Here is a 26,103-nt window from a genome sequence, read left to right on the forward strand (position 1 = left end):
GTCGATCGCTGCGGTCGTGGCAGGCTGTTCGCCATGACAAGAATTGCGATTATCGGTGGCGGCAAGATCGGCGAGGCGCTGATCTCCGGGCTGTTGCAGGCCGGCCACGCCATCAAGGATCTGGTTGTCGCCGAGCAGTATCAACCTCGCGCAGACGAATTGATCGCCGAATACTCCATCCGCGTCAGCACGATTGCCGACGCCGCCGAGGGCGCAGACGTCATCGTCATCGCGGTCAAGCCCGGCGACGTCGAATCGGCGCTCACCGCGTTGACGAAGGTCGATCTGGACGGCGACCTCGAGCAATTGATCGTTTCCCTTGCGGCGGGTATCCCGACCGGGTTCTTCGAAACGCGTCTGCCCGCAGGGTTCCCGGTCATCCGCGTCATGCCGAACACCCCCATGCTGGTCGGGGAGGGCGTGAGCGTTCTCTCGCCCGGACGGCACGTCAAGGCCGAGCATCTCGAGCTCGTACGCGGCATCCTCGGCAGCGTCGGCAAGGTGGTCACGGTTCCCGAATCGCAGATCGACGCGGTCACTGCTGTCTCCGGTTCCGGCCCGGCCTACTTCTTCTTGGTTGCCGAAGCGATGATCGATGCGGGAGTCGGTCTCGGCCTGACGCGCCCGGTCGCTACCGAATTAGTGGTGCAGACGATGGTCGGCTCCGCAGCGATGCTCGATCGCACCGGCGACAGCGCGACGGATCTTCGCGCCGCGGTGACGTCACCGGGTGGAACGACGGCTGCGGCACTGCGTCAGCTCGAAGCGGGCGGCCTGCGGACGGCGTTCTTCGATGCCTTGGATGCCGCCAAGTCGCGCTCGGCCGCGATGGGTTCAGCTGCGGAATAGTCGTCCGTTTAGCCACACCCGTCGCTTTAACCCCACCAGTACAGCTAAGCTCGACTTAGTACGTACGTGTCTGTTCCGCCGGAGGGGAAGCCGGCGGCGCGAGTCGTGCTGGAGGTATGTGGATTAATGGTGTCTGCAAACAAGCCGTCCATGGGTTCGTCCCACGACGGAAAGCCGGCAGTGGCCGGCACGCAATTCCTCACTGTTGCTGAGGTAGCAACTTTGATGAGGGTGTCGAAAATGACTGTGTACCGGTTGGTACACAGTGGCGAATTGCCCGCTGTACGAGTGGGCCGTTCGTTCCGTGTACACGCGAAGGCGGTACACGATTACCTCGAAACCTCGTACTTCGATGCCGGCTGACCAGCCGGTTCGAAGAGGATGACCTCGGCGTGAGCCGAGTCGCGGGCACAGCGGTTGCTGTGCCGGAGGCTCGGTTTATGCCGAGTGAGTCCACACCGGTACGATGAGTCACTGTCGTACCAGCAAGCTGGTGTCGTAAGGCGCTGAGCTAGTTAAAACGAGGGCCAGGCGCCAATTGCTTGGCGCAGGCGTACGTGACCGGCGTGCGCAGGAACGCTAGAGAAGAACGTGAGGGACACCCGCTATGGGTTCAGTGATCAAGAAGCGTCGCAAGCGCATGTCGAAGAAGAAGCACCGCAAGCTGCTTCGTCGTACCCGAGTACAGCGCAGGAAACTCGGTAAATAAGCAGTACCTGTTGATGCCCGCCGCCCCTTCCGGGGTGGCGGGCATCGATGTATTTCAGGGGAGGGGCGACGTATCTCAGGGGAGAGATGTGTCGGCCGTCTCATTGTCTGGGCGGTTTGTCTTGAATGGCCGAATTTTGGGTAGTCAGCGCGGGACCCCCTCTGCCCGTAAAGTGGGGGAAAATCGCGGGAGGAACGCTTCGGCAGAGCGCGTTTCTACTGGATATGGGGGTACTTGGTGGTTGAAGGTGACAACACTTCAGGGGGCACGACGCCTCGCGTCGTACTGGTGACCGGGGCGAGCAGATTCCTCGGCGGCTACCTGGTGACCAGGCTTGCGCAGAATCCGTCGATCGAGCGTGTCATCGCCGTCGACGCCGTCAGTCCGAGCAAGGACATGATGCGCAGAATGGGCCGCGCGGAATTCGTGCGAGCAGACATCCGCAATCCGCTGATCGGCAAAGTGATCCGAAACGCCGAGGTCGACACCGTCGTGCACGCGTCGACGCTTCAGAAAGCCCCCAAAGCCGGCAGTCGCGCCGCGATGAAGGACATGAACGTCATCGGCGCCATGCAACTGTTCGCGGTCTGCCAGAAAGCTCCGACGGTTCGCAAGGTGGTCCTGCGCTCGGCTTCGGTCGTCTACGGGTGCAGTGCGAAGGATCCCGCTCAGTTCACCGAAGAAATGAGTGCGCGCCGCCGGCCGCCGGGCGGATATGCCCGCGACAGCCTCGAGATCGAGGGATATCTTCGCGGGATGGGGCGTCGGCGTCCCGACATCTCGGTCGGGATTCTGCGGTTGGCGCCGTTGATCGGACCTCAGCTGACTGCAACTGTCGGGCACTACGTCACCGCCCCGCTCGTGCCGACCATCGTCGGGCGCAACGCGCGTCTGCAATTGCTCCACGTCGAGGATGCGCTCGCAGCGTTGGAGAAGGCGACCATCGGCCACGCCTCGGGTACGTACAACATCGCCGGCGACGGAGTGGTGATGATGTCGCAGGCGATCCGCCGGGCAGGCAGGGTGGAAGTTCCGATGCCGCTCGCTCTGTTCCGTAGTGTCGGGAGCGCGTTGGTGGGGTCCTCCATGAGGCTCTACACCGACGAGCAACTCGAGTATTTCCGGTTCGGCTGCGGACTCGACACCACTCGCATGCGCAGCGAGTTGGGTTTCGAGCCGCGATGGACCACCATGCAGGCACTCGACGATTTCATGCGTGCGATGCAGACGCGCCGGATCATCAAGTCCGAGTGGATCGATCGGGCAGAGAATGCGTTGACCACCATCCTCGGCGGTGACACTGCCGAGGCGAGCGCAAGTGCAGACGTGATGCATATGCCGTTGTCGGGACGAAGTGCGGTGAAGGGGTGACTGACGTGGCGAAGGTAATTCCCCTGCGGCCCAGCGCAACTCACACCGGAAAGTCGGAAGCTTCTCGTTCGCGTGAGTCCGTCACCGGCGCGGAGCGTGACGTCCGTGAACAAAGTCAGCGTCGGCATCCGTCCGGAGTGCCGTCGGCGGCCGACCATGGTGGTGAGAGCACGTTCGTCGATGCGGCCAGGTCGGCGATCGTCGACCAGATCGCCTCGGCAGCAGAATTTTTCCGACGTCGGGTGTCCGGCGACTACGAGGTCGACGAGTTCGGATTCGACCCGCATTTTGCGGACAACGTCGTCATGCCAATGCTGCGGCCGTTGTTCGAGAAATGGTTCCGCGTCGAGGTCAGTGGGATCGAGAACATTCCCCTCACCGGGGGAGCGTTGGTGGTTGCCAATCACGCCGGTGTCATCCCACTCGACGGGCTGATGACGTCGGTTGCCGTGCACGATCATCATCCGGCGCATCGTCCACTGCGAATGTTGGCTGCGGACATGGCTTTCGAAATGCCGGTGGTGGGCGGGCTGGCGCGCAAAGCCGGCCATACGTTGGCGTGCAACCCCGACGCCGAGCGTCTGCTCAACGACGGTGAAGTCGCGGCCGTGTTCCCGGAAGGATTCAAGGGCATCGGGAAACCGTTCAGTGAGCGGTACAAGTTGCAGCGGTTCGGGCGCGGTGGCTTCGTGTCGGCCGCAATGCGAACCGGTGTTCCGATCATTCCGTGCTCGATCGTGGGCTCGGAGGAGATCTATCCGAAGATCGGTGATCTCACCACACTCGCACGCGTTCTCGGTTTGCCGTATTTCCCGGTCACACCTTTGTTTCCGCACCTCGGGCCACTCGGCCTGGTTCCATTGCCGTCGAAGTGGTACATCGAGTTCGGAAAGCCGATCGTCACCGACACCTTCGAGAGCGGTGCAGCCGACGATCCGATGGTCCTGTTCGAGGTCACGGACCACGTCCGGGAAACCATTCAGCAGACGCTGTATCGACTGTTGGCCAAGCGTCGCAACGTCTTTCTCGGCTGAGTTCGGTCCGGATCGCTTCTCGATCCGGACCGAACCCGCTCAGGCGTTCTGTTCTTTGCGCCTGGCGAGAATTGCCGCGAGCGCACCGCCGACTGCTCCGAGTACCAGCGCTGTGGGAACGCCGATTTTGGCAGCCTTTCGTCCGGTGCGGAAATCACGAACTTCCCAACCGCGGTTCTTCGCGAGTTCACGAAGGTCTGCGTCGGGGTTGATCGCCACCGGTGTCCCCACCAACGAGAGCATCGGTACGTCGTTGTGGCTGTCCGAGTAGGCGGAACAGCGCTTGAGATTGAGGCCTTCACGCACCGCCAGCGTCCGCACGGCGTGAGCCTTGCCCATTCCGTGCAGGATGTCGCCGACGAGTCGGCCGGTGAAGACTCCGTCCTCACTTTCGGCGACGGTGCCCAACGCGCCGGTCAGTCCCAGTTTCTCGGCGATGACCTGAGCCAGTTCGACCGGAGTTGCCGTCACCAACCACACCTGTTGTCCGGCGTCGAGGTGCATCTGGGCCAACGCCCTCGTGCCTGGCCAGATCTTGTCGGCGATGACCTCGTCGTAGATCTCCTCGCCGAGGCGGGCGAGTTCGGCGGTGGATCGACCGGCCACAAAAGACAGTGCTTTCTCGCGGCCTTCGGCGACGTCGTCACTACTTTCTCGGCCGGTGACTCGGAATTTGATCTGCTTCCACGCGAAATCCACCAGATCCGAGGTCTTGAGATACTTGCGTGCAGCGAGACCACGGGCGAAGTGGATGATCGATGCACCCTGCACCATGGTGTTGTCGACGTCGAAGAATGCGGCGGCCGTGAGGTCGCGCGGAACGGCCGGGGGCTCTTCGCCGGTTTCCGGTTCTGTGGGGTTGGCAGCTTCGTGCAATGCCAGAGCTGCATCAGCGCTCGCCTCGCCGGCGAGATTGGCTCGAACTTCCGACTCACTCGGGCCCAGCGGATTCTTTACATGGCGACGTCCGGGGAGAATGACCCCGGCAAGCCCTGATCCGAATCCGGAGCCGTTCGGTAGTGATCGCGCAGGCACCCGCACCTCCCGTGTTGCATTCTCGAGCAGAGAACTCTTCGAGTCAGCCTATCCTCCGCGATGAGGCCCGATGGGTTGGATGGTGACCTTCCCTGTGGTGTGTGACGTTCCTCTCCGCCGATTTGGTACCGAGTGGGGCTCCGGAGGCACACTCGACCGATCAAGTAGATGGCGTCCCAGTAGAAGAAAGGTATGCGTCGATGACTGCAGCTACGCATGAAGTGACCTTGTTGACACGCGCAGGATGCGCGTCCTGCGTCGGCGCGGCGGAGGTACTACGACGGGTCTGTTCCGAGTTCGAGCTGGAATTGACGTGCATCGACGTAGACGAAGCTGCCGCGACGGATCCAGAGCTGAGAGCGGAGTACGGAGACAGATTGCCGGTCATTCTTCTCGACGGACGCGAGCACGGTTACTGGGAAGTTGACGAAGAGCGCCTTCGTGACGATTTACGCAAGTAAGGCAACCCTCAAAGTTGTCCGCGGAGCCGCTTTGCAGGTGAACGGCACATCGAACCCGTCTCGAGCAACTTTGTGCATGGGTTCACAAGCGGTTACCGTGGTGTGAACATTCCCCCGGAGCATCGTGGAGGTCGACAGTCGTGTCGACCGGACGAGGAGCCAGCGACGTGACCGAACCGCACCAGACGCATGAGCCTGTGGCTCAGCGCGTCACCGGCGCTGCGGGCTCTTCTGTCACCGACTCGATCGCTCAGGATCGCGTCATCCCCCAGGCTACGGTGACGCGCTTGGCCGCATACCTGCGGGTCCTCGGAGTGATGTCCGACCGGGGTACCTCCATCGTCTCGAGCGAGGAACTTGCGCAGGCGTCCGGTGTCGGATCAGCGAAGTTGCGTAAGGATCTGTCGTTCCTCGGACCCAACGGTGTCCGCGGCGTCGGGTACGACGTCAACAGGCTCCGCATCCGCATCGAGCGTGCACTCGGACTCGATCGTGGGCACAAGGTCGTTCTCGTCGGAGTCGGAAACCTCGGCAAGGCGCTGGTCGGCTACGGCGGATTCAGCCGCCGCGGTTTCGAGATGGTCGGACTCTTCGACAGTGACGCAGATCGAATCGGAAGCAGAGTCGGGGATCTCGTCGTGCGCAGCACCGAGGAACTGACCGTCGCCTGCCGTGAACTGAATGCGACCATCGGCGTCATCTCCACACCGGACGAGGCAGCTCAGGGCGTGTGCGACCAGTTCGTCAGCGCCGGACTGCGCTGCATCATGAGTTTTTCGCCGATCGCCCTCGACGTTCCCGATCACGTGGAACTGCGACGCGTCGATCTAGCCGTCGAGATGCAGGTTCTCTCCTTCAACAGTGCGCGCAATGCCGATCAGGCATCCAGCGCGCCGCGAGTACGAGTGGCTCACGCCGCATCCGCTTCGTCAGTCCCATCCACCAGTTCACCCGCTCCGGTCGGAGCAGGTTCGACAAGAAACGGATCAGTGATCGCGCCGTGAGTGTTCTGCTTGTCGGGGTCTCGCATCGAACCGCGCCCGTCCCGGTGCTCGAGCGAGTAGCTGTCACCGACACCGATCGTCCGAAGCTGATCGACAAGCTTCTGGCGTCTTCGCACATCTCCGAAGCGATGATCGTCTCCACCTGTAACCGGGTGGAGGTCTACGCGGTGGTGGACGCGTTCCACGGTGCACTCACCGAGGTCGGTGAAATCCTCGCCGACCATTCGGGTCTCGACCTGACAGCGCTGCACGCTCACGCGTACGTCCGCTACAGCGAAGCAGCCGTCGAGCACCTCTTCGCGGTGGCCAGCGGCCTCGATTCCATGGTGATCGGCGAACAGCAGATCCTCGGCCAGATCCGTTCGGCCTACGCATCTTCGGATGCGCAGCAGGCCGCCGGACGCGTCGTCCACGAACTGGCTCAGCAGGCACTGCGCGTCGGCAAGCGAGTGCATTCCGAAACCGGAATCGACTCAGCCGGAGCATCAGTCGTGTCCGTGGCTCTCGATCGTGCAGCGGGCATCATCGGTGAGGGCGGCCTGGTCGGCCGCACTGCCGTGGTTGTCGGTGCAGGCTCGATGGGCGGTCTGTCGGTTGCGCATCTCACCCGCGCCGGAATCGCACGCATCGTCGTCGTCAACCGGACACAGGAACGCGCCGAGCACCTGGCAGAGACGGCACGCTCCAACGGCGTCGACGCCGACGGTGTTGCCTTCGATCAGCTTTCGGCCGCGATGGCGCAGGCAGATGTCATGGTCACCTGTACCGGCGCGGTCGGGGCAGTGGTCACCCTGGCGGATGTGCACCGCGCACTCGCCGAGCCCGATCGCGACAACACCAAGCATCTGGTCATCTGCGACCTCGGGCTCCCTCGCGACATCGATCCCGCCGTCGCCGGCCTGCCGGGCGTCACCGTTCTCGACATGGAGACGCTGCAGCGTGATCCGGCGGCAGGCGCAGCCGCTTCCGACGCAGATGCCGCACGCACCATCGTCGCCGGCGAACTTGCGACCTACCTTGCCGGACAGCGCCTCGCCGAGGTCACTCCGACCGTGACGGCTTTGCGTCAGCGCGCCGCCGACGTCGTCGAAGCTGAACTGATGCGGCTCGATTCGCGTCTGCCCGGCCTGGACGATCCGCAGCGCGACGAGGTTGCACGCACCGTGCGACGCGTCGTGGACAAGCTTCTCCACGCCCCGACCGTGCGCGTCAAGCAACTGGCGTCGGCCCCCGGCGGCGACTCCTACGCAGCAGCGCTGCGCGAACTCTTCGAACTCAGCCCCGGATCTCCCGCGGCCGTGGCCACACCCACCGATCTGGTGGACGGCGACCGCACTGGAAGGGACCTGCAGGCATGAGCGTCACCACCCCTCGATCGGGGAGCCCGCTGCGGATCGGCACTCGCGGAAGTCTTCTCGCGACCACGCAGGCCGGTACCGTGCGCGATGCCCTCATTGCAGCGGGACATCCCGCCGAGTTGGTCATCATCAAGACCAAGGGCGACCAGTCCACCGATCCCGTCCAGAAGATCGGCGTCGGAGTGTTCACGGCAGAGCTTCGAGAAGCCTTGCTGGACAACCGCGTCGACGTCGCTGTGCATTCCTACAAGGACTTACCGACCGCGCAGGATCCGCGTTTCGTCATCGCGGCGATTCCGCCTCGTGAGGATCCGCGTGACGCGCTCGTCGCCCGCGACGGTCTGGTCCTCGGGGAGCTTCCGGCCGGGTCCAAGGTGGGAACCTCGGCGCCGCGCCGTGTTTCGCAGCTCAAGGCGCTCGGGCTCGGCCTCGACATCGTGCCGTTGCGGGGCAACCTGCAGCGCCGTCTCGGCAAGGTCGAATCCGGTGAACTCGACGCCGTGATCCTCGCTCGCGCCGGCTTGTCCCGTATCGGTCTGCTCGATCTCATCACCGAGAACATCGAGCCCGTGCAGATGCTCCCCGCTCCGGCGCAGGGTGCTCTGGCCGTCGAATGCCTTTCTGCCAATGCAGAATTGGCGGCGATCCTGGCTGAGCACGATGACGCCGGGACCAGGGCGGCAGTCACTGCCGAGCGTGCACTTCTCGCCGAGCTGGAAGCGGGCTGCACCGCTCCGGTCGGAGCGATCGCGGAGATCGTCGAATCCCTCGACGACGACGGCAGAATCTTCGACGAACTGTCGGTACGCGGCTGCGCAGCCGCCATCGACGGTTCGGACGTCATCCGTACCGGCGCCGTCGGTGCGCCGGACAAGGCCGAGGAACTCGGCCGAGCGGTAGCGCGCGAGTTACTCGAACTCGGCGCCCGAGAGTTGATGAACGTGACTACAGGCGAGGCAGCCGATGTTTGACGCCCCACTTTGCACTTGCACCAAGTTCCCATTTCGATACAGCGCACTGGAGAATCACCGATGACCCGAGTCCGAAAGAACACTCCCGGACGGATCCTGTTCGTGGGATCGGGACCGGGCGACCCCGCCCTGCTCACCGTTCGCGCACGTGACGTCCTCACCGGCGCCGCAATGGCATTCACCGATCCGGACGTCGACAAGGGCGTAGTCGCGCTCGTCGGCATCGACATGGGCCGCGACGAGGAGACCGGCGAGCTGATCGCGGACGTGCGTCCGGCACTCGGTGAGCCTGCCGAGGTTGCAAAGACATTGGTGCACGAGGCCAAGAACGGCCACGACGTCGTGCGTCTGGTCTCCGGTGACCCGTTGACCACGGATTCCGTGATCGCAGAGGTCACCGCAGTGGCCCGCACGCAGGTTCAGTTCGAGGTTCTCCCGGGTCTGCCTTCCGGTTCGGCAGTGCCGAGCTACGCCGGTATGGCTCTCGGCTCGGGTCACACCGAGGCCGACGTTCGCGGTGAAGTCGACTGGGCTGCTCTGGCCGCTGCACCGGGACCACTTGTTCTGCACGCGACGTCGGGACATCTCGCCGAGACCGCCAGCGCGCTGGTCGAGAACGGCTTGGCTCCGCAGACGCCTGCTGCCATCACCGTCCGCGGCACCACTCGTCAGCAGCGAACCGTCGAGGCAACTCTCGCGACGCTCAACGAAGCCGGATCCGAACTGGTGGGCTCGCTCATCGTCACCGTCGGCAAGGTTGTCGCGCAGCGCAACAAGATGTCGTGGTGGGAATCGCGTGCACTGTACGGCTGGACTGTCCTCGTGCCGCGCACCAAGGATCAGGCCGGCGAGATGAGCGACCGTCTGGTCACTCACGGAGCGATCCCGATCGAGGTTCCGACCATCGCCGTCGAGCCGCCCCGCAGCCCGGCTCAGATGGAGCGTTCGGTCAAGGGCCTCGTCGACGGTCGTTACCAGTGGGTCGTCTTCACTTCCACCAATGCTGTTCGCGCAGTGTGGGAGAAGTTCGAAGAGTTCGGTCTCGACGCTCGCGCCTTCTCCGGCGTGAAGATCGCCTGCATCGGCGAAGCAACCGCAGCCAAGGTCCGCTCGTTCGGCATCAACCCCGAGCTGATCCCGACCGGTGAGCAGTCCAGCGAAGGCCTGCTGGCCGAATTCGCCCCGTACGACGACGTTTTCGATCCGGTCAACCGGGTTCTGTTGCCGCGCGCGGACATTGCAACCGAAACCCTCGCCGAGGGCCTGCGCGAACGCGGTTGGGAGATCGACGACGTCACCGCCTACCGCACCGTCCGGGCAGCGCCGCCGCCGGCCGAGACCCGCGAGATGATCAAGACCGGTGGATTCGACGCCGTCTGCTTCACCTCGTCCTCGACCGTGCGCAACCTCGTCGGCATCGCCGGCAAGCCGCACGCCCGCACGTTGGTCGCGTGCATCGGCCCGAAGACGGCCGAAACCGCTATCGAGTTCGGTCTGCGCGTCGACGTGCAGCCCGAGACCTCGCAGGTGGGACCGCTGGTGGAGGCTCTCGCCGAGCACGCAGCTCGTCTGCGCGCCGAAGGTGCTTTGCCGCCGCCGCGTAAGAAGTCCCGCAGGCGCTAGCGCACCCGTGAGTGGTTGAGGAGTCTGTGGACTCCTCAACCACTCACAGGTTCCGACGAAGGAGGGCTACTTCTCGTGTTTCCCACTCATCGCCCTCGCCGGCTCCGGCGCACCCCAGCGCTCCGGCGACTCGTGGCAGAGACCTCGCTCGAACCCCGGCACCTCGTGTTGCCGATGTTCGTTGCAGACGGCATCGATGCGCCGCGTGAGATCAGTTCCATGCCAGGCGTTTTCCAGCACACGCTCGATTCGCTGCGGTCCGCCGCGGTGGAAGCAGTGGAAGCCGGCGTCGGTGGTCTGATGCTCTTCGGCGTCCCCAAGGCGGAGGACAAGGACCCTCAGGGCTCCGGTGCCTCCGATCCCGACGGCATCCTCAACGTCGGATTGCGCGCTCTGGCAGAAGAACTCGGTGATTCAACGGTCATCATGGCCGATACCTGCCTCGACGAGTTCACCGATCATGGCCACTGCGGCGTGCTTAACGCCACCGGCGCCGTCGACAACGACGCAACTTTGATCCGATACGTCGAAATGGCTCTCGCGCAAGCTGAATCGGGTGCGCACCTGCTCGGTCCCAGCGGCATGATGGACGGTCAGGTGGCTGCGATCCGCGGTGCACTCGATGCTTCGGGGTATGTCAAGGTCGGTCAGCTCGCCTATGCCGCGAAATATGCGTCAGCGTTCTACGGACCGTTCCGTGAAGCCGTCGGATCCTCACTGCAAGGTGATCGTCGTACTTATCAGCAGGACGGCGCCAACCGCCGCGAGTCGATGCGCGAGGTAGACCTCGACATCGCCGAGGGCGCCGACATGGTGATGGTCAAGCCTGCAATGTCCTACCTCGACATTCTGCGTGAGACCGCCGACCGGTCTCCGGTTCCGGTCGCGGCGTACCAGATCTCGGGTGAGTACTCGATGATCACGGCCGCCGCGCAGAACGGGTGGATCGACCGGGACGCGGCGATTCTCGAATCGCTCACCAGCATTCGCCGCGCCGGTGCCGACGTGGTCCTCACGTACTGGGCGTCGGAAGTTGCCGGATGGCTGTGACGGAGTCACGCATGGTGGCTGCACCGGTATCGACCGATACGCTGGTGTCATGACCGAGCAGTGGCCGCCGTCGCGCCAGGAACCGCCCCGCCGGGAACCTCCCTACGAGAACCAGCCGTTCGAGAATCAGCCGTACCGCGAACTCGGACCGATGCCGACGGGTCAGATCCCGGGATACGGCCCCGGTTACAACGGATACCCGGGCCCCCAGCCGAAACCCGAGCCGCCGACGGACGTCGTGACCGCGATTCAGTTGTGGTGGGCCGTGACGGCGCTGGGATTGGTCCAGGGCGGCGCGATGATCTGGATGCTGCTCGGGCAGAAGTCGATGTTCGTCGACGAGATGCTCAGGAACCAGGCGGCTGTCGACGCCGGTCTGACACGCTCCGACGTGGAGGGAATGTTCCCACTGGTCATCGTGTTCTCCGCTGTCCTGGTGGTGATCGTCACCGCGGTGTTCCTTTTGTTCGTGCGCTCGATGAGTCGTGGCAAGAACTGGGCTCGAATGTTGCTGACGTTCTGTGGAGTCTTCATGTTGGTCTCTGCGATCCCCGTGATCTTCGGGCTCGGCGGCGACGGCGGCGCGGCCACTCTGCTGTTCGGCGGAGCGGAAATCCTGCAGGCAGTTGCTGCTGTCGGGGCCATCGTGATGATGCACCGAAAAGAGTCCAATCCGTACTTTCTTCGTTTCCCCCCGGCGGGGAACCGATAGGTAGCTCGGGGTACTGTGAAACGGGTCACTGCAGTAGTAGGGGAGAGGTCGTAGACAATGAGTTCTCAGGAAGCCCTGCGCACGGAAAGCACCCACGACGCTCCACTGCGCCAACGTGGTTCACGGACCGAAGTGATCTTGTTCGCGATCCTTGGAGCCTCTGTTCTGGTGACACTCCTGGTGCTCATGATTCCGGGCATCGTCAGCGGATAGCGCACACTTGAACCCGTGAGTATCTCTACGAAGGTCAGGCGCCCGACGGCCGTCGAGGCAGCATTCTGGCTGTGGATCGCCAGCGCGTTCCTACTCATACTCTTCGGCCTGATCAATGTCACCAGCGCCTCGTATTCGCTGCGTGAGCAATTCACCGATCAAGGCGTATCGGCCGGAAACATCGACATCTACGTCACCTTCGTGCGGGTGTCCGGGCTGGTTCTGCTGTTGACCGGCCTCGCGATCGGCGGCCTCGCCGGTCCCACTCGCGCCGGAAAACCTCTCTGCCGACGGATCCTGGTGATCGTGTCCGGAGTGTTCGCGGTGCTGCAGATCGCGCTGGTCGTTGCCGGGATCAGTACCGTGCTCGCGCTGGTTGTTCCCGTCATGCTGATCTGTGCCTGCGTCGCGATCTACCGCGACACCACCCGAAGTTGGTTTGCCCGTGGCTGACCGTGCTCCTGAAATCGGCCCGGACGTTCTGTACTACGAACCGGGATCTCGGTGGTGGGCCATCGCGTTCGGGCCGATCTTCTGCCTGATCGCCTTGGTCATCGAGCTGTTCACCGGCCCGGTGGTGCATTGGTTCGGTCTGGCGATGTTCGCCGTGATCCTCACCGGGTTGGTGTACGTGCAGGTGATTGCCGCGCGCCGGCATGCGAGCGTGCTTCTGACCGCGACCACGTTGCGTCAGGGAACCGAAGAGGTGCCGATCACCGAGATCTCCGAGGTGTTCCCGGAGTCCGACGACGCCGCCTATGAAGACGAAATGGAGCCGTGGGAAACGGCACGCGCGCTGGGTGAGCTGTCCGGAGTGCCCCGGCGTCGGCACGGTATCGGCTTGCGTCTGACCACCGGGGGATTGGTGCGGGCGTGGGCGAAAGACGATCGGGCACTTCGCGAGGCGTTGAGCCAGGTTGTCACGGTCGGTGTGGAACCGGACGGGTCTGCCGATGATTGAGGCGCAGCCAACTCCGCTCGTCGACGTGAAGACGTGGATCGGTGTACTCGGTATCGTCGCCGCAACGATTCTGGCGGTCGTGTGCTGGCGAGCGGGTACGACGACGTCCGACTTCGGACCGATATTGGAGGGCGCTCCACCGTTCGAGAGCACGCACTACGACGGTCTCTGGATCTCGGGCGCCGGGTTGTCGATTCTGGTTGCGGGGCTGATGGCCATCGATGTCGTGCGCCGCGTCCGGGTGGGCTTCGTCGCATCGCGGTAGCCCTCATACGGGTAGGGGGTATAGTTGCGGTATGAGTAGTTACAGCCCCGAGCAGGACGATCTGCTCAAACGCCTTCGTCGTATCGAAGGTCAGGTAGCCGGAATCTCGCGCATGGTCGCAGACGACCGGTACTGCATCGACGTGCTCACCCAGGTGTCCGCCGCGACGAGCGCGTTGCAGTCCGTATCCCTGAAGCTTCTCGACGCGCACCTTGCGGGCTGCGTCGTCGAAGCTGCCAAGCAGGGTGGTCCAGAAGCGGACGTCAAGATCAAGGAAGCACAGGCGGCCATCGCTCGCCTCGTTCGTTCGTAAGGTGCCGGTCCGTCACTCCGTGATGGACCGCGCGAGCGCCCGGGCGGAGAAGCTCACGAAATACTCGGGTGTGACTTCTTTGGCGATGTTGATGACGATGGTGTCCGACAGGCCTTTGAGTCCGGAGAGCACGAGATGGATCAACGCAGGGTCGTCGATCAACCGGCTCCCTTCGGCTGCAGCAGATTCGGTGAGCGCTCGAATCAATGCCGAGTTGTAGACCGCTACGGATGCGTGAAGTTCCCGCATGCTTTCTCGGTCGGACCCGGCCATGCCTTCGATGTCGCGCCAAGTGGTGGTGAGTCGTCCCACCCGTGCCCAGTGCCGAGCAAACTCGGAAATCATGGACTCGAGTAAGGCGCTCAGTCCCTGCTCGCGGGGGAGCGAGTTCACGAAGTCCGCCATTTCCAGCTGACTTTCGCTGAGGAGGGCGGCGAAGATGTCCTGCTTGTCGACGAAGTACTGGTAGATCAGGCCAGTGCTGGTGCCGGCTCGTTTGGCGACAGCGCGGATCGTGAGCGCGGAGTAGCCTCCTTCGTCCAGAAGCGAGATCGCCGCGTCGAGAGTTCGGCGCCGACGCACTTCGGCGTCGCCGTAGATCGACTTGCTGCTGGTACTGCTCATTTGATCACCGTAGTCGCGGTGGTCGGCATCCTCAATTCACATCGAACACTGTTCGTTGTTGAACGCGGCCCAGAATCCAATGTGACTCAGATCATAGAATGAACATTGTTCGAAATAGAATGAACATCGTTCATTCTGGTGTTACGGTATGGCGCAGACCACATCGAGGCCAGTGCAAAGCGCTGGACACTGCGGTCGGCCTGACCTTTCTTCCCGTATCGATCGGGAGGTCTACACAGTTGTGGAGTACCTATGACACGCACTAACGATGAACGCGCGGCGATCGATATCGCCGCTGCGGCTGGAGAACTTCTGCTCGACCATCGGAAATCCCTCGGCGAAAACGACGGTGATGTCGCGACTTTCAAGAACGCGGCCGATCGGCTCAGTCACGAATTCATCGTCGCCGAACTTGCCCGACGCTTTCCTGCGGATGCAGTGCTGTCGGAGGAAGGCTCCGACGACCTCGCGAGGTTGAAGGCGGATCGGGTGTGGATCGTCGACCCTCTCGACGGCACCCGCGAGTACGGCGAGGCCGGCCGATCGGACTGGGCGGTGCATGTTGCACTGACCGAAAACGGTGTCCTCACAACAGGTGCGGTCGCGATGCCTGCCCTTGGCGTCACCTATTCCAGCAGCGATCATCGAACCGGGTGGGATGCCGCGACGCCGGTTCGAGTCGTCGTGTCGCGGACGCGGCGTCCGGAACCGGTCATGCGCATGGCCGACTCGATGGGCGCGGAGTTGATCGAGATGGGCTCTGCCGGCGCCAAAGCGATGGCGGTTGTATCCGGAGAAGCAGACATCTATGCACATGCGGGAGGACAGTACGAGTGGGATTCGGCGGCGCCCGTTGCCGTCGCACGCGCTGCGGGACTGCATGTTTCGCGTATCGACGGCAGTGAACTTCGCTACAACCAGGAAAACCCGTGGTTGCCGGATCTGCTGATCTGCCGACCCGAACTCGCCCCGAAAGCACTGGAGGAACTGGGCCGATGACCGCGACACTGACGCACCTCGACCGACTCGAAGCCGAGAGCATTCACATCATGCGTGAAGCTGTTGCCCAGAGCGAGAACCCGGTGATGTTGTACTCGGTGGGCAAGGACTCCGCCGTGATGCTGCATCTGGCGCGCAAGGCCTTCTATCCGTCGAAGCTGCCGTTTCCGCTTCTGCACGTCGACACCACGTGGAAGTTCCGTGAAATGTACAAACTTCGTGACAGTACCGCTGCTGCAGGCGATCTCGATCTGATCGTCCACACCAACCCGGACTGCGTGAAGCAGGGGATCAACCCGTTCACTCACGGCAGCGCTGTCCATACCGATATGTGGAAGACCGAAGGCCTCAAACAAGCCCTCGATCACTACAAGTTCGACGCTGCATTCGGCGGCGCCCGCCGTGACGAAGAAAAATCCCGCGCCAAGGAACGCATCTTCTCGATCCGATCAGCTGCGCACCGTTGGGATCCCAAGCAGCAGCGACCGGAACTGTGGCGGATGTACAACGTCCGCAAAGCGCCGGGCGAGAGCCTGCGCGTCTTCCCCCTCTCGAACTGGACCGAGCTGGATGTGTGGGAATACATACGCCAGGAAGAGATTCCGATCGTTCCGCTGTATTTTGCCGACAAGCGGCCCGTCGTCGAGCGGGACGGTGCGCTGATCATGGTCGACGACGACCGGATGCCGTTGCTGCCGGGAGAGACTCCGGAACTCAAGAGCGTTCGTTTCCGCACCCTCGGCTGCTACCCGCTGACCGGAGCCGTCGAATCGACCGCAACGAGCCTGACCGAGATCATCTCGGAAATGTTGCTCACCACCACTTCCGAACGCCAGGGACGGGTCATCGACCACGACTCCAGTGCGTCGATGGAAAAGAAGAAGCAAGAGGGGTACTTCTGATGACTGTTTCCTCGGATCTGATCGCTGACGACATCGAGGCGTACCTCGAACGTCATGCAAACAAGAGCATGCTGCGATTCATCACGTGCGGCAGCGTCGACGACGGCAAGAGCACCTTGATCGGCCGTCTGCTCTACGAATCGAAACTCGTCTTCGACGACCAGCTGACGGCGCTCGAAGCCGATTCGCGCAAGAGCGGAACCCAGGGGGAGGGGCTCGATTTCGCGCTCCTGGTCGACGGTCTCGCCGCCGAACGTGAGCAGGGCATCACGATCGACGTCGCCTACCGCTACTTCACGACCGAGCGACGCAAGTTCGTCGTCGCCGATACTCCAGGGCACGAGCAGTACACCCGAAACATGGTGACGGGCGCGTCGACCGCCGATCTTGCTGTGATCCTTGTCGATTCCCGCAAGGGGATACTGACTCAGACCCGCCGGCACTCGTATCTGGTGTCGTTGCTGGGGATCAAGCACGTGGTGCTTGCCGTGAACAAGCTCGACCTCGTCGACTACTCGCAAGAGGTCTTCGATGCCATTACCGCGGATTACGCAGAGTTCGCTCACGAGATCGGTCTGGACGGGTTCGTCGCCATCCCGCTCTCGGCATACATGGGTGACAATCTCACCGAGCGCAGTGCGAATACCCCGTGGTACTCCGGACCAAGCCTGATCGAGCATCTCGAAAGCGTGGACATCGACGATGCTGCCGCCGCGGCTCCGTTCCGGATGCCGGTGCAGTGGGTCAACCGGCCGGACCTCGACTTCCGCGGATTCTCCGGCCAGATCGTTTCCGGCACCGTATCTCCCGGAGATCCCATCCGCGTGCTCCCCAGTGGAAAGACGTCCACAGTCGAGCGCATCGTGACCATGGGTGGCGACCTCGACGTTGCCGGTGCGGGCCGCTCGGTCACCATCACGCTCGCCGACGAGATCGACATCAGTCGCGGTGATGTGCTGTCCATCGGCGACAATCCGCCGGCCGTAGCCGATCAGTTCGAGGCCTGCATCGTCTGGATGGGTGAGGCTCCCATGCTGCCCGAACGGCCGTTCCTGTGCCAGATCGGTACCGTGACAGTCACTGCGCGCATCACCAAACCGAAACACAAGATCAACGTCAACACTCTCGAGAAGACCGCAACGACTACTCTCGCGCTCAACGAAATCGGTGTCTGCAACCTCAGTTTCGATCGACCGGTCCCGTTCGACCCGTACGTCGGCAACCGTGACACCGGTAGCTTCATCCTCATCGACCGCCTTACCAACGGCACTGTCGGTGCGGGCATGATCACGCACTCGCTGCGTCGATCGGACAACATTCACTGGCAATCCGTCGACGTCGACGAGGCCGCGCACACCAGGCTCAAGGGACACCAACCCGCAGTTCTGTGGTTCACCGGTCTCTCCGGTTCGGGAAAGTCGACCATCGCGAACGATGTCGAGCGTCAACTGCACGCACTGGGCGCACACACCTACCTCCTCGACGGAGACAACGTCCGTCACGGGCTGAATCGAGACCTCGGATTCACCGAAGCCGACCGCGTCGAGAACATCCGTCGCGTCACCGAGGTCACCCGACTGATGGCGGACGCCGGTCTTATCGTGCTCGCGTCCTTCATTTCACCGTTCGAGGCCGAGCGTCATGCCGCCCGTGAATTGATCGGCGACGAACAGTTCGTCGAAATCTTCGTCGACACCGCTCTTGCCGTCGCAGAGGAGCGAGATCCCAAGGGTCTGTACAAGAAGGCTCGACGTGGCGAGTTGGTGAACTTCACCGGAATCGATTCGCCGTACGAACCGCCGCAGAACCCTGACATTCACATCGACACCAGTGTCACGACGACCGAGGACGCTGCGATCGCGATCGTCGACCATCTCCGCGCCCGCGGAACCATTTCTTGATCCGCCTGAACACGAGGAGCGTCCATGCCTGACAGGGCTGAAATAGTTTCTGCCGTAGAAGATTACGTCAAGTGTCTCGGAAGTCACGACGTCGACGGCCTGGTTGCGCTGTTTGCGCCCGACGCAGTTCAACACGAACCGCTGGGGGTCCAGACCTACCGCGGAATCGACGAGATTCGCGAATTCGATACCGCGAACGCGCAGGTCGATTTCACAGTCAGCCTGCTCGGCCCGATTTCGGTGACGGGAAAATACGCAGCAATGCAGCTTCGGGTACAGCGCGTCGGGATGGCCGACTTCGCTGCCTCCGACCTGTTCGAGTTCGACGAGAACGGCAAGATCGTTTCTCTGAGTGTTGTTCTCGATCCGCAGGCACTGTGCTGACCCATCAGGGCCTGCTGGCAGGCAAGGTTGTCGTGGTCTCCGGAGTGGGCCCGGCGCTGGGTCGTTCGATTGCGGTGCAGAGTGCGGCGGCCGGAGCAAAAGTTGTTCTGGCCGCCCGCACACCCGAGCGTTTGGAATCTGTGGCAACCGAGATCCGAGACCGCGGCGGAATTGCACTGGCCATTCCGACCGATCTCACCGACGTCGATTCGATCTCCTCGTTGGCTGAGACTGCGCTCGCAGAGTTCGGCGGCGTGGACTGCCTCGTGAACAACGCCTTTGTCCAACCGGCGCAGGTCTCGCTCCTGGACGCCGACGTGGCGTCCATCCAGTCGGGCATCGACATCAACTTGCTCGCGGCGTTGAACGTCACCAGAGAATTTGCTCCGGCATTGATCGAGTCGCACGGGTCCGTCGTGATGGTCACGTCCATGGTGTTGCGCAACCAGCTTCCCGGGTTCGGGGCCTACCGCATCATGAAATCCGGGCTCCTGGCAATGGCACGCAGTTTGTCGATCGATCTCGGTCCCAAGGGCGTTCGAGTCAATTCGGTTGCTCCCGGCTATATCTGGGCGGACTCGGTCAAGAACATGTTCGAGAAGAAGGCGGCGGCGGCAGGAGTCGACCCCAAGGTGATCTACGACGAGATCGCAGCGGGCGCCGATCTGCGCCGATTGCCGGAGCCAGATGACATCGCGAACGCTGTCGTCTTCCTCTTGTCCGATTCAGCCAGGGCCATCGCCGGGCAATGTCTCGACGTCAACTGCGGTCACACGCACCACTGATCAACTCATACAAGGACTAGCCATGACACAGGATTACGACGGCATCGGTTCCATCGATGACCTGCACCAGGCTGCGCGCGAGGCGGCCGGGTACAAAAACTTCGGCAGCGACAGTTATCTCGAAGGACTTCGAGTTCTCCTCGAGTCGTTCCAGAACGAGGCCGACCTCACTCCTCACGGCGCGGTGATCGCTCGCAAGATGATCGTCGGAGCGCTCGCGGGTCGCCTGACCAGTGAGGCCGGATTCGCGAAATATCCAGAGCACGTCGATGTTCCGATCGAACGCCCGATCTTCGTAGTCGGGTTGACCCGCACCGGCAGCACCGCTCTGCACCGTTTGCTCGGTGCCGACCCGGCGCATCAGGGCGCCGAGATGTGGCTCGCCGAGACGCCGCAGCCGCGCCCCGAGCGCGACAAGTGGTCGGAGAACGAAGATTACGTTCGCTCCGACGCCTTCTACCGTGCTCGCCAGCGCAACGAAGCGGACCTGATGAAGGTGCATTTCATGGGGGCGGAGGAGGTCGAGGAATGTTGGCGTCTGCTGCAGCAGACGCTGCTCTCCACCGCGTTCGAAACTGTTGCGTACGTGCCGAGTTACACGCAGTGGCTGGCGGAGCAGGATTGGACCGAAACATATGCGCGGCACAAGAAGAACCTGCAGTTGATCGGGCTGCACGACCAGGACAGACGGTGGGTGCTCAAAAGCCCGAGCCATGTCTTCGCGGTCGACGAGATCATGGCGGTCTATCCCGACGCGTTGTTCGTTCGCACGTTCCGTGACCCGTTGACATCGATGGCGTCCACCTTCAGCCTCGTCGAGCAGGGCGGACACGACATGTCGAGGGCCTTCGATCGTCCGGCCATCGGGCGCACGCAACTGGAGTTGTGGGCGCGAGGGAATGCGAACTTCAACAATGCACGTAGCCGTTACAACCCCGATCAGTTCATCGACGTCGACTACAAGGACTTCATCGCCGATGCGGTCGGCACCGTCGAGAAGATCTACGCGCAGTTCGACCTGCCATTCACTGACGAGGCTCGCGCAGCGGTGGAGGCGTCGCATCAGGCGAGCCTTGCCGAGCACCGCCGTCCGTCGCATCGCTATTCGCTCGAGGAGTTTGGCGTGAGCGCTGCCGACGTCGAAGCGAAGTTCGCCACCACACCCTGAAGCCCTCCGGCCCTGTGCGCCTTTTTGGTAGTGCCGACTACCAAAAAGGCGCACAGGGCGAAGCCCCAACTGAAACAAGGAGATTCACATGAATGCTGTTTGGGAAAAGTTCTGCGCAGATCTGCTCGAGGTCGGAAAGGTCCTGGAAGACGAGATCGTCCCTCAGGATCCGCTGACTCAAGCCGAGGGCGTCCGCTACCTGAGTCGGTTGCTTCGGTACGGCACGATCAACTGTGTCGAGTACACCGATCCGCGGTGGCCGCAGTTCTCGTCGGCTCCGAACCCGAACATGATGACGAAGATCGGTGCCGACAACCCGGACAACGTCTACATGCGCGCCAACATTTCCGGTAAGTACAACTACCGGATCATCGGCACCCGAGGCACCGTCCCGCTGATCACCTTCGGCTCGCGCGTCAATCGGTACCACATCGACGGCACCATGCTGCAGACCGGAGATCTGCATATCCACGACCTCGAGGTCGACGAGAACGGCCGTTTCGAGTTCATCGCGAGCGTCGACAAGCCCGCTGAGGGCGCTTGGCTGCCTTTGGCGCCCGACAGCAACCTCATCTCCGTTCGGCAAACTCACCAGGATCGGCGCAACGAGGTCATCGGTGATCTGACCATCGAATGCCTGAACCCGGACGGCGAGTTCGTCCCGCTGAGTCCGGAAGAGATCGGCGAGCGTCTCACCAAGTCCGTCGGGATCGTGAAGGGGATGGCGGAGACCTTCCTGGAGTGGTCGCGCAAATTCCAGCCGCACACCAACGAGATCTTCGACTGGGGACAGGACTACTTCCAGGACGCCGGCGGCGATCCGACGATTTTCTACTTCCACGGTTACTGGAAGCTCGCCGAGGACGAGGCGTGGGTCATCGAGACCGAGGTTCCGAACTGCGAGTACTTCAACTTCGTGCTGCAGAACTTCTGGGTCGAGTCTCTCGACTACAACCGCACGAACATCTACATCAACAATCACACCGCGAAGCTCAACGACGACGGCACCATGACAATCGTCGTAGCGGCGAAGGATCCGGGTTACGGCAACTGGATCGACACCGATTCGCATGCCGAGGGCACATGGGCGCTGCGCTGGATCAAGGCGGACTCGCACCCGATCCCGACGTCCAAGGTAGTCAAGATCTGACACGCCGACGGAGATTGGGAACGTATGTACACCAGGAAGATTAGGTTCGGCCCTCGCTTTGTCGCGCTCGGGCTCGCCGGTGCATTGATGTTGGCCGGGTGTGCCTCCAGTAGTGGGGGCACCTCGGGATCGGTTTCACCGAGCAGTAGTGGCGCAGCTGGTTTTGTGGGCGCCCCAGATGTGGGGGAGCGGATCGACGGCGGTGTTCTCACCTTCGGGTCCTATTCGTTCCCTTCCTCGTTGGACCCCATGAGAACGCAAGCCGCCGGTTCGACCGGCGGAACCGAAATGGCCGCGATTTACGACACGCTGGTACACAGCGACTCCACAAACGGGAGCTTCGTGCCACAACTCGCGAAGACACTGTCGAACAACAGCGACTTCACTTCGTACACCGTCACTTTGGCTGATGGCCTCACCTTCAGTGACGGAAGTCCGCTCGACGCGGAAGCGGTGAAGTGGAGTATCGATCGATTCGTGGCAGGCAAGGGTGATGTATCGCAGACCTGGCTCAACATCGTGGATCGGATCGAGACGCTCGACGCCACCACAGTCGAATTCGTGCTCGAGCGGCCCTGGCGTCAATTCCCGGCGCTGTTGTCGCTCGGGCCCGGAATGATCGTTGCGCGAAGTTCAGGGGGAGGGGCAGGGTCGGTTTCAGGAACCGGGGAGGGAGCGTTCACACCGATCGGGGCGGGTCCGTTCACCTTGGCCAAGTTCGCCCCGCACGAAGAACTGGTACTCGCCGCACGCACGGATTATCAGGGCGGTAAACCTCCACTGGACACAGTGCGGTTTGTTCCCACGTCGGGTGCGCAGTCTCAGTACGAATCGTTGAAGAGCGGCCAGATCGACATGACGTACATCCTCCGCGACGAGGCCGTGATCGAACAAGCTCTCGACGACGGATACTCGGGTTACCTCAGTCCGACCGGACAGAACGGGATCGGCACGATCAACAATCGCGAGGGCAAGCCCGGGGCCGATGTACGCGTCCGTCAGGCGATCGCCTACGGGGTGGATCCGGCGGCGGTCAATACTCGTGCGAACAACGGATTGGGCACCGCCAGTTCCGATCTGGTCCCGCAGACGTCACGTTGGTTCAACAACACAGCAGGTATTCCGTTCGATCAGGTGAAGGCAAAGGCGCTGCTGGATCAAGCAAAGTCCGACGGGTACGACGGGAAACTCCGCTACCTCACCACCCCGGAGCCCAGCCAACAGGCGACGGCACTGACGGTTCAGGCGTCGCTGAACGCGATCGGTTTCGACGTCACCATCGACTACGCGACCGATGTGACCGATCTGGTTCGACGGGTATACAAGGACCACGATTTCGACATGACCAGAGGTGGCGCTCCGGTCGGAGAAGAAGCGCCGTACCTCAACTTGTACAACAGTATGGCCAGTGATTCGAAGAACAACCCGTCCGGCTTCGCGGACCCGGAGATGGACGCGATGATCACAGCTGTGCAGACGGCATCGACGGACGATGCTGTCCGTGAGGCGATCAGCAAGGTGCAGGAGTACGCCAACGCGACTGTGCCTTACGTGATCTGGGGGCCGGCGTCGGTGTTGACCGCATGGGACGGCAATGTTCACGGCGTCGTACGCAACATCACCGACATCATGTTCTTGGGCGGCGCTTGGATCTCGCCCAACGGCGAAACGGTGGAACGATGAAGTGGTCCTTGGCGGGTGCGATGATCGACGCCCTGGAACTGTGCGAGTTGGCGCAGGTCGCCGAAGAGGTGGGGTTCGACGGAATCGCGATGCCGGATTCCGTGTTCTATCCCGAGCAGGTGTCGGCGCCGTACCCGTACACTGCTGACGGGAAGCGGATGTGGGCGCCCGAGACGCCGATGCCTGATCCGTTCATTGCCATGGCGGCGATGGCGGCCGTCACATCGCGAATTCAGTTCTACACCAACGTGTTCAAACTTCCACTGCGCGATCCGCTGTTGACAGCCAAGCAGGTCGCGACCATGGCCGTGATGTCGAGGAACCGCGTCGCCCTCGGCGTCGGTTTGTCCTGGATTCCCGAGGAATTCACCTTCACCGGTACCGAGATGCGCACCCGCGGTGCGCGTACCGACGAAGCCATCGAGATCATCAAGGCGGTGTGTGCGGGACGTGGGCCGGAATGGGTCGAATACCACGGCAAGCACTACGATTTCGACGCTCTGATGATCAGTCCGGCTCCGGAGATTCCGGTTCCGATCTACATCGGTGGGCACAGCGAACCGGGGTTGCGTCGTGCAGCCAGGCTGGCTGACGGTTGGATGTCGGTGAACGCGACCAATGCCGAATTGGCCTCCGCCATCGATCGCCTCACGGAATTGCGGGTCGAGTACGGTCGTGCCGATGTTCCTTTCGGCGTCAACGTCTCGCCGACGGATGTTCGTGATCTGGACGGATATCGCGAACTCGAGACTCTCGGAGTCACGGAAATCAGAGTGTTGCCCTGGTATCGCTACGGAGTTGACGCCGGTGATCGTCAGGGGCGACTCGACTCCATTCGACGGTTTGCCGAGGAGGTCATCACTCAGTACTGATCGATCAGCGTCTGCATCGCCCGGCCGTAGAGTTTTGCCAACTCGTCGCGATCTGCGGACTGGGGGATGCTCTCGTCGCTGAGGACGCTCAACAGGCCGGACACCTGGGCGGAGACCAGGAGTGCGCGGGTGTACGCGTCTTCACCGTCGAGGCGAGCGGCGAGATTGGTGGCAAACGTGCCTGTCATCTCGCGCAGTCGCTCCCGGATGCGTGGACTGTCCGACGCTCGCATGAGCGCTGTGTACACCGACAGCATCCGGGCGTCGGCCTTGCCCAGGACGAAGGCTGCGATCCGCTCACCGAGGGTGTCGAGTGGGCCGTCGAACTGACCTTCGAAGTAGTCCGCAACCGGAGTGGTTTCCAGGAACAGCGCTTCCTTCGACCCGAAATGCCGGATGACCAGGGCCGGATCGATTCCGGCAACTTTGGCGATGGCGCGAACTGACGTGCCGCCGAACCCGTGCTCACCGAATAGTTGGAACGCTGCGGCGCGAATCGCCTCGGACGTCGAGGGCTGTTCCTGCTCTGGTGTGTGCCTCGTGGATGTCACGACATCGACCTCTGTGCTCGCTCGCCGACCTCGTTGTCAACGGCGTTGACTCTAACGTGTCAACAGTGTTGACTGTTGAGTCTGTCAACGGTGTTGACAGCTAGATGCGGTTAGTGAAGAGAGTGTGAAATATGACAGATACCGATGTCCGCGTTCCCAGTGAAGAGGTTGTCGATCCGCCGACCAACTGGAAGATGGTGGGCAGTGGACTCGCGTTTCCGCTGTTCTTCGTCATCATGTTCTGCCTGTGTTACGTCAGCGCGTTCCACTCGCCGTTGCCGAACCAGGCACCGATCGTGGTGGTTGGTCCAGCATCTGTGACGGCGTCGTTGATCGAGGGAATCGAAGCCACGTCTGGCGACAAATTCGACTTCGTCGCCACAGAGAACTCGGCTGACGCGATCTCGCGCATCGACAACCGTGACGCTATCGGCGCCGTCGAGATCGGTGACACCGTGACCGCCCATATCGCCACCGGTGCGGGTGCCTCGACGGTTTCCGTGGTGAGCAGCTTGGCGCATTCCGTCGCGGAGCAGACGGGGCAGCAGGTCACGGTGATCGACTCGGCGCCCGTCACGGCGCGCGACTCCTCTACCGTCGGGCTCTTCTACTTCCTGATCGTCTGCACCCTCGGTGGCTACCTGACCATCACGGTGCTCAGTCAGGTTGCGCCGAGAATGCGGCTGCGAGAACAGTATTCGATCCTGGCCGGTGCGGCGATACTCACCCCGCTCATAGCCTTCGGCATCACCAGCATCTTCATGCACGCCTTCGGGGCGTCGGTCGGTCAGATCCTGCAATTGCTGGGGATCTCGATGCTCTACACGTTCACCGTCGGTGCGGTGAGCATCCTGCTCAATCGACTGCTCGGCCAAGCCGCGATCTTCGCGGTGCTGACGGTGCTCGTTTTCATCAACTTCCCGAGTTCGGGTGGTGCGATCCCGGTGTCGTTCCTGCCCGGATTCTGGCAGCACATCCATTCGTTCTGGCTCGGATCAGCGGCCATGGAGCCCATCCGCTCCGTCATCTACTTCGATGGGAACGGCGCCGGACCGCACCTGCTCGTTCTGGGGATCTGGCTGGTCGCGGCACTCGGCCTGACCGGACTGCTTGCCTCTCGGCAGTCGAAAAAGACGGCAGCGCAATAAATGTGGT

Annotated in this window: 30 protein-coding genes; 27 read left to right on the plus strand and 3 right to left on the minus strand. The window is 62.4% G+C overall.

Translation table 11 applies throughout. The features are described from left to right. The first annotated feature begins 33 nt into the window (after positions 1-33). From proC to FEZ59_RS23865, 5 genes are all read left to right on the plus strand, one after another. Positions 34-849 carry a pyrroline-5-carboxylate reductase gene (proC, locus tag FEZ59_RS23845; RefSeq protein WP_019744381.1) on the plus strand — a complete coding sequence of 272 codons (816 nt, stop codon included), beginning with the start codon at positions 34-36 and terminating at the stop codon, positions 847-849. Positions 850-999: 150 nt separating this feature from the next. Further along, positions 1,000-1,212, plus strand: a complete 213-nt coding sequence (locus FEZ59_RS23850; RefSeq protein WP_263284141.1) for a helix-turn-helix domain-containing protein — start codon at positions 1,000-1,002, stop codon at positions 1,210-1,212. Positions 1,213-1,456: 244 nt separating this feature from the next. Then, on the plus strand, positions 1,457-1,558 hold the full coding sequence (locus FEZ59_RS23855) for an AURKAIP1/COX24 domain-containing protein (RefSeq protein ID WP_003402602.1): 102 nt from the start codon (positions 1,457-1,459) through the stop codon (positions 1,556-1,558). A gap of 237 nt (positions 1,559-1,795) precedes the next feature. Beyond that, the gene (locus FEZ59_RS23860; RefSeq protein ID WP_084325119.1) at positions 1,796-2,929 is read left to right on the plus strand and encodes an NAD-dependent epimerase/dehydratase family protein; all 1,134 of its coding nucleotides are present in this window, start codon (positions 1,796-1,798) and stop codon (positions 2,927-2,929) included. Further along, positions 2,926-3,963 carry a lysophospholipid acyltransferase family protein gene (locus FEZ59_RS23865; RefSeq protein ID WP_134999264.1) on the plus strand — a complete coding sequence of 346 codons (1,038 nt, stop codon included), beginning with the start codon at positions 2,926-2,928 and terminating at the stop codon, positions 3,961-3,963. Before FEZ59_RS23860 ends, FEZ59_RS23865 begins: the two co-directional genes overlap by 4 nt. 39 nt (positions 3,964-4,002) lie before the next feature. Here FEZ59_RS23865 and FEZ59_RS23870 read toward each other — a convergent pair whose 3' ends face one another. Further along, positions 4,003-4,998, minus strand: coding sequence for an HAD-IB family hydrolase (locus FEZ59_RS23870; RefSeq protein ID WP_020968932.1), 996 nt, complete (start codon positions 4,996-4,998; stop codon positions 4,003-4,005). Between the two features lie 200 nt (positions 4,999-5,198). Here FEZ59_RS23870 and FEZ59_RS23875 point away from each other — a divergent pair, with 200 nt between their 5' ends. The 12 genes from FEZ59_RS23875 to FEZ59_RS23930 all read left to right on the plus strand — a co-directional run bounded on the left by FEZ59_RS23875 (position 5,199) and on the right by FEZ59_RS23930 (position 13,929). Further along, on the plus strand, positions 5,199-5,459 hold the full coding sequence (locus FEZ59_RS23875) for a glutaredoxin family protein (RefSeq protein WP_003941953.1): 261 nt from the start codon (positions 5,199-5,201) through the stop codon (positions 5,457-5,459). 140 nt (positions 5,460-5,599) lie between these two features. Then, positions 5,600-6,463 carry a redox-sensing transcriptional repressor Rex gene (locus FEZ59_RS23880; protein ID WP_021343418.1) on the plus strand — a complete coding sequence of 288 codons (864 nt, stop codon included), beginning with the start codon at positions 5,600-5,602 and terminating at the stop codon, positions 6,461-6,463. Then, entirely contained in the window at positions 6,460-7,821 is a 1,362-nt protein-coding gene (locus FEZ59_RS23885; protein ID WP_003941867.1) for a glutamyl-tRNA reductase, read from the plus strand. The genes FEZ59_RS23880 and FEZ59_RS23885 overlap by 4 nt, the downstream gene beginning before the upstream one ends. Continuing rightward, positions 7,818-8,792: a hydroxymethylbilane synthase gene (hemC, locus tag FEZ59_RS23890; protein ID WP_019744374.1), complete on the plus strand. Its 975-nt coding sequence runs from the start codon at positions 7,818-7,820 to the stop codon at positions 8,790-8,792. Before FEZ59_RS23885 ends, hemC begins: the two co-directional genes overlap by 4 nt. Before the next feature lie 60 nt (positions 8,793-8,852). Continuing rightward, complete coding sequence (locus FEZ59_RS23895) at positions 8,853-10,415, plus strand: bifunctional uroporphyrinogen-III C-methyltransferase/uroporphyrinogen-III synthase (RefSeq protein ID WP_003941969.1); 1,563 nt, start codon at positions 8,853-8,855, stop codon at positions 10,413-10,415. Positions 10,416-10,490: 75 nt separating this feature from the next. Beyond that, a complete protein-coding gene (gene hemB / locus FEZ59_RS23900; protein WP_172933299.1) occupies positions 10,491-11,465 on the plus strand; it encodes a porphobilinogen synthase in 975 nt (324 codons plus the stop codon). Between the two features lie 49 nt (positions 11,466-11,514). Continuing rightward, complete coding sequence (locus tag FEZ59_RS23905; RefSeq protein ID WP_019744372.1) at positions 11,515-12,177, plus strand: hypothetical protein; 663 nt, start codon at positions 11,515-11,517, stop codon at positions 12,175-12,177. A gap of 57 nt (positions 12,178-12,234) precedes the next feature. Next, positions 12,235-12,390 carry a hypothetical protein gene (locus FEZ59_RS23910; RefSeq protein ID WP_019744371.1) on the plus strand — a complete coding sequence of 52 codons (156 nt, stop codon included), beginning with the start codon at positions 12,235-12,237 and terminating at the stop codon, positions 12,388-12,390. Positions 12,391-12,405: 15 nt separating this feature from the next. Further along, positions 12,406-12,843, plus strand: coding sequence for a hypothetical protein (locus FEZ59_RS23915; protein WP_019744370.1), 438 nt, complete (start codon positions 12,406-12,408; stop codon positions 12,841-12,843). Continuing rightward, complete coding sequence (locus FEZ59_RS23920; RefSeq protein ID WP_172933300.1) at positions 12,836-13,351, plus strand: hypothetical protein; 516 nt, start codon at positions 12,836-12,838, stop codon at positions 13,349-13,351. The genes FEZ59_RS23915 and FEZ59_RS23920 overlap by 8 nt, the downstream gene beginning before the upstream one ends. Continuing rightward, the gene (locus FEZ59_RS23925; protein WP_019744368.1) at positions 13,344-13,616 is read left to right on the plus strand and encodes a hypothetical protein; all 273 of its coding nucleotides are present in this window, start codon (positions 13,344-13,346) and stop codon (positions 13,614-13,616) included. Before FEZ59_RS23920 ends, FEZ59_RS23925 begins: the two co-directional genes overlap by 8 nt. Positions 13,617-13,647: 31 nt before the next feature. Then, positions 13,648-13,929, plus strand: coding sequence for a metal-sensitive transcriptional regulator (locus tag FEZ59_RS23930; RefSeq protein ID WP_003942012.1), 282 nt, complete (start codon positions 13,648-13,650; stop codon positions 13,927-13,929). Between the two features lie 12 nt (positions 13,930-13,941). Here FEZ59_RS23930 and FEZ59_RS23935 read toward each other — a convergent pair whose 3' ends face one another. Then, entirely contained in the window at positions 13,942-14,553 is a 612-nt protein-coding gene (locus tag FEZ59_RS23935; RefSeq protein ID WP_003942004.1) for a TetR/AcrR family transcriptional regulator, read from the minus strand. Between the two features lie 252 nt (positions 14,554-14,805). Here FEZ59_RS23935 and FEZ59_RS23940 point away from each other — a divergent pair, with 252 nt between their 5' ends. The 9 genes from FEZ59_RS23940 (at position 14,806) to FEZ59_RS23980 (ending at position 24,397) form a co-directional block, all read left to right on the plus strand. After that, complete coding sequence (locus FEZ59_RS23940) at positions 14,806-15,552, plus strand: 3'(2'),5'-bisphosphate nucleotidase CysQ (RefSeq protein ID WP_070384597.1); 747 nt, start codon at positions 14,806-14,808, stop codon at positions 15,550-15,552. Then, entirely contained in the window at positions 15,549-16,454 is a 906-nt protein-coding gene (gene cysD, locus FEZ59_RS23945) for a sulfate adenylyltransferase subunit CysD (protein ID WP_070384598.1), read from the plus strand. The genes FEZ59_RS23940 and cysD overlap by 4 nt, the downstream gene beginning before the upstream one ends. Further along, the gene (gene cysN, locus FEZ59_RS23950; RefSeq protein WP_060939074.1) at positions 16,454-18,355 is read left to right on the plus strand and encodes a sulfate adenylyltransferase subunit CysN; all 1,902 of its coding nucleotides are present in this window, start codon (positions 16,454-16,456) and stop codon (positions 18,353-18,355) included. Before cysD ends, cysN begins: the two co-directional genes overlap by 1 nt. A 24-nt stretch (positions 18,356-18,379) precedes the next feature. Next, positions 18,380-18,739, plus strand: a complete 360-nt coding sequence (locus tag FEZ59_RS23955) for a nuclear transport factor 2 family protein (RefSeq protein WP_021333930.1) — start codon at positions 18,380-18,382, stop codon at positions 18,737-18,739. After that, positions 18,733-19,524, plus strand: a complete 792-nt coding sequence (locus tag FEZ59_RS23960; protein ID WP_172933301.1) for an SDR family oxidoreductase — start codon at positions 18,733-18,735, stop codon at positions 19,522-19,524. Before FEZ59_RS23955 ends, FEZ59_RS23960 begins: the two co-directional genes overlap by 7 nt. A 22-nt stretch (positions 19,525-19,546) precedes the next feature. After that, a complete protein-coding gene (locus FEZ59_RS23965) occupies positions 19,547-20,692 on the plus strand; it encodes a sulfotransferase (RefSeq protein WP_172933302.1) in 1,146 nt (381 codons plus the stop codon). A gap of 88 nt (positions 20,693-20,780) precedes the next feature. After that, positions 20,781-21,842: a DUF1214 domain-containing protein gene (locus FEZ59_RS23970; RefSeq protein WP_019744360.1), complete on the plus strand. Its 1,062-nt coding sequence runs from the start codon at positions 20,781-20,783 to the stop codon at positions 21,840-21,842. 24 nt (positions 21,843-21,866) lie between these two features. Continuing rightward, positions 21,867-23,525, plus strand: coding sequence for an ABC transporter substrate-binding protein (locus tag FEZ59_RS23975; RefSeq protein ID WP_172933303.1), 1,659 nt, complete (start codon positions 21,867-21,869; stop codon positions 23,523-23,525). Then, positions 23,522-24,397 (plus strand): TIGR03619 family F420-dependent LLM class oxidoreductase, encoded by an 876-nt coding sequence (locus FEZ59_RS23980; RefSeq protein WP_019744358.1) that lies wholly within the window; start codon positions 23,522-23,524, stop codon positions 24,395-24,397. The genes FEZ59_RS23975 and FEZ59_RS23980 overlap by 4 nt, the downstream gene beginning before the upstream one ends. On the opposite strand, the gene FEZ59_RS23985 is transcribed toward FEZ59_RS23980, so the two are convergent. Then, positions 24,388-24,948: a TetR family transcriptional regulator gene (locus tag FEZ59_RS23985; protein ID WP_019744357.1), complete on the minus strand. Its 561-nt coding sequence runs from the start codon at positions 24,946-24,948 to the stop codon at positions 24,388-24,390. The two genes, FEZ59_RS23980 and FEZ59_RS23985, sit on opposite strands and share 10 nt — an antisense overlap. Positions 24,949-25,079: 131 nt before the next feature. On the opposite strand from FEZ59_RS23985, the gene FEZ59_RS23990 reads away from it, so the two are divergent. Then, complete coding sequence (locus tag FEZ59_RS23990; protein WP_019744356.1) at positions 25,080-26,096, plus strand: ABC transporter permease; 1,017 nt, start codon at positions 25,080-25,082, stop codon at positions 26,094-26,096. Positions 26,097-26,103: the final 7 nt, after the last annotated feature.

Origin of the sequence: Rhodococcus sp. MS13, assembly GCF_013277835.1 — a bacterium.
GTDB lineage: Bacteria > Actinomycetota > Actinomycetes > Mycobacteriales > Mycobacteriaceae > Rhodococcus_F > Rhodococcus_F erythropolis.

Excerpts from the sequence above, each read along its gene's own strand:
- proC (WP_019744381.1), top strand. The coding sequence starts at position 34 with ATGACAAGAATTGCGATTATCGGTGGCGGCAAGATCGGCGAGGCGCTG.
- FEZ59_RS23850 (WP_263284141.1), top strand. The coding sequence starts at position 1,000 with ATGGGTTCGTCCCACGACGGAAAGCCGGCAGTGGCCGGCACGCAATTC.
- FEZ59_RS23855 (WP_003402602.1), top strand. The coding sequence starts at position 1,457 with ATGGGTTCAGTGATCAAGAAGCGTCGCAAGCGCATGTCGAAGAAGAAG.
- FEZ59_RS23875 (WP_003941953.1), top strand. The coding sequence starts at position 5,199 with ATGACTGCAGCTACGCATGAAGTGACCTTGTTGACACGCGCAGGATGC.
- hemC (WP_019744374.1), top strand. The coding sequence starts at position 7,818 with ATGAGCGTCACCACCCCTCGATCGGGGAGCCCGCTGCGGATCGGCACT.
- FEZ59_RS23895 (WP_003941969.1), top strand. The coding sequence starts at position 8,853 with ATGACCCGAGTCCGAAAGAACACTCCCGGACGGATCCTGTTCGTGGGA.
- FEZ59_RS23905 (WP_019744372.1), top strand. The coding sequence starts at position 11,515 with ATGACCGAGCAGTGGCCGCCGTCGCGCCAGGAACCGCCCCGCCGGGAA.
- FEZ59_RS23910 (WP_019744371.1), top strand. The coding sequence starts at position 12,235 with ATGAGTTCTCAGGAAGCCCTGCGCACGGAAAGCACCCACGACGCTCCA.
- FEZ59_RS23925 (WP_019744368.1), top strand. The coding sequence starts at position 13,344 with ATGATTGAGGCGCAGCCAACTCCGCTCGTCGACGTGAAGACGTGGATC.
- FEZ59_RS23930 (WP_003942012.1), top strand. The coding sequence starts at position 13,648 with ATGAGTAGTTACAGCCCCGAGCAGGACGATCTGCTCAAACGCCTTCGT.
- FEZ59_RS23935 (WP_003942004.1), bottom strand. The coding sequence starts at position 14,553 with ATGAGCAGTACCAGCAGCAAGTCGATCTACGGCGACGCCGAAGTGCGT.
- FEZ59_RS23940 (WP_070384597.1), top strand. The coding sequence starts at position 14,806 with ATGACACGCACTAACGATGAACGCGCGGCGATCGATATCGCCGCTGCG.
- cysD (WP_070384598.1), top strand. The coding sequence starts at position 15,549 with ATGACCGCGACACTGACGCACCTCGACCGACTCGAAGCCGAGAGCATT.
- cysN (WP_060939074.1), top strand. The coding sequence starts at position 16,454 with ATGACTGTTTCCTCGGATCTGATCGCTGACGACATCGAGGCGTACCTC.
- FEZ59_RS23955 (WP_021333930.1), top strand. The coding sequence starts at position 18,380 with ATGCCTGACAGGGCTGAAATAGTTTCTGCCGTAGAAGATTACGTCAAG.
- FEZ59_RS23965 (WP_172933302.1), top strand. The coding sequence starts at position 19,547 with ATGACACAGGATTACGACGGCATCGGTTCCATCGATGACCTGCACCAG.
- FEZ59_RS23970 (WP_019744360.1), top strand. The coding sequence starts at position 20,781 with ATGAATGCTGTTTGGGAAAAGTTCTGCGCAGATCTGCTCGAGGTCGGA.
- FEZ59_RS23975 (WP_172933303.1), top strand. The coding sequence starts at position 21,867 with ATGTACACCAGGAAGATTAGGTTCGGCCCTCGCTTTGTCGCGCTCGGG.
- FEZ59_RS23980 (WP_019744358.1), top strand. The coding sequence starts at position 23,522 with ATGAAGTGGTCCTTGGCGGGTGCGATGATCGACGCCCTGGAACTGTGC.
- FEZ59_RS23990 (WP_019744356.1), top strand. The coding sequence starts at position 25,080 with ATGACAGATACCGATGTCCGCGTTCCCAGTGAAGAGGTTGTCGATCCG.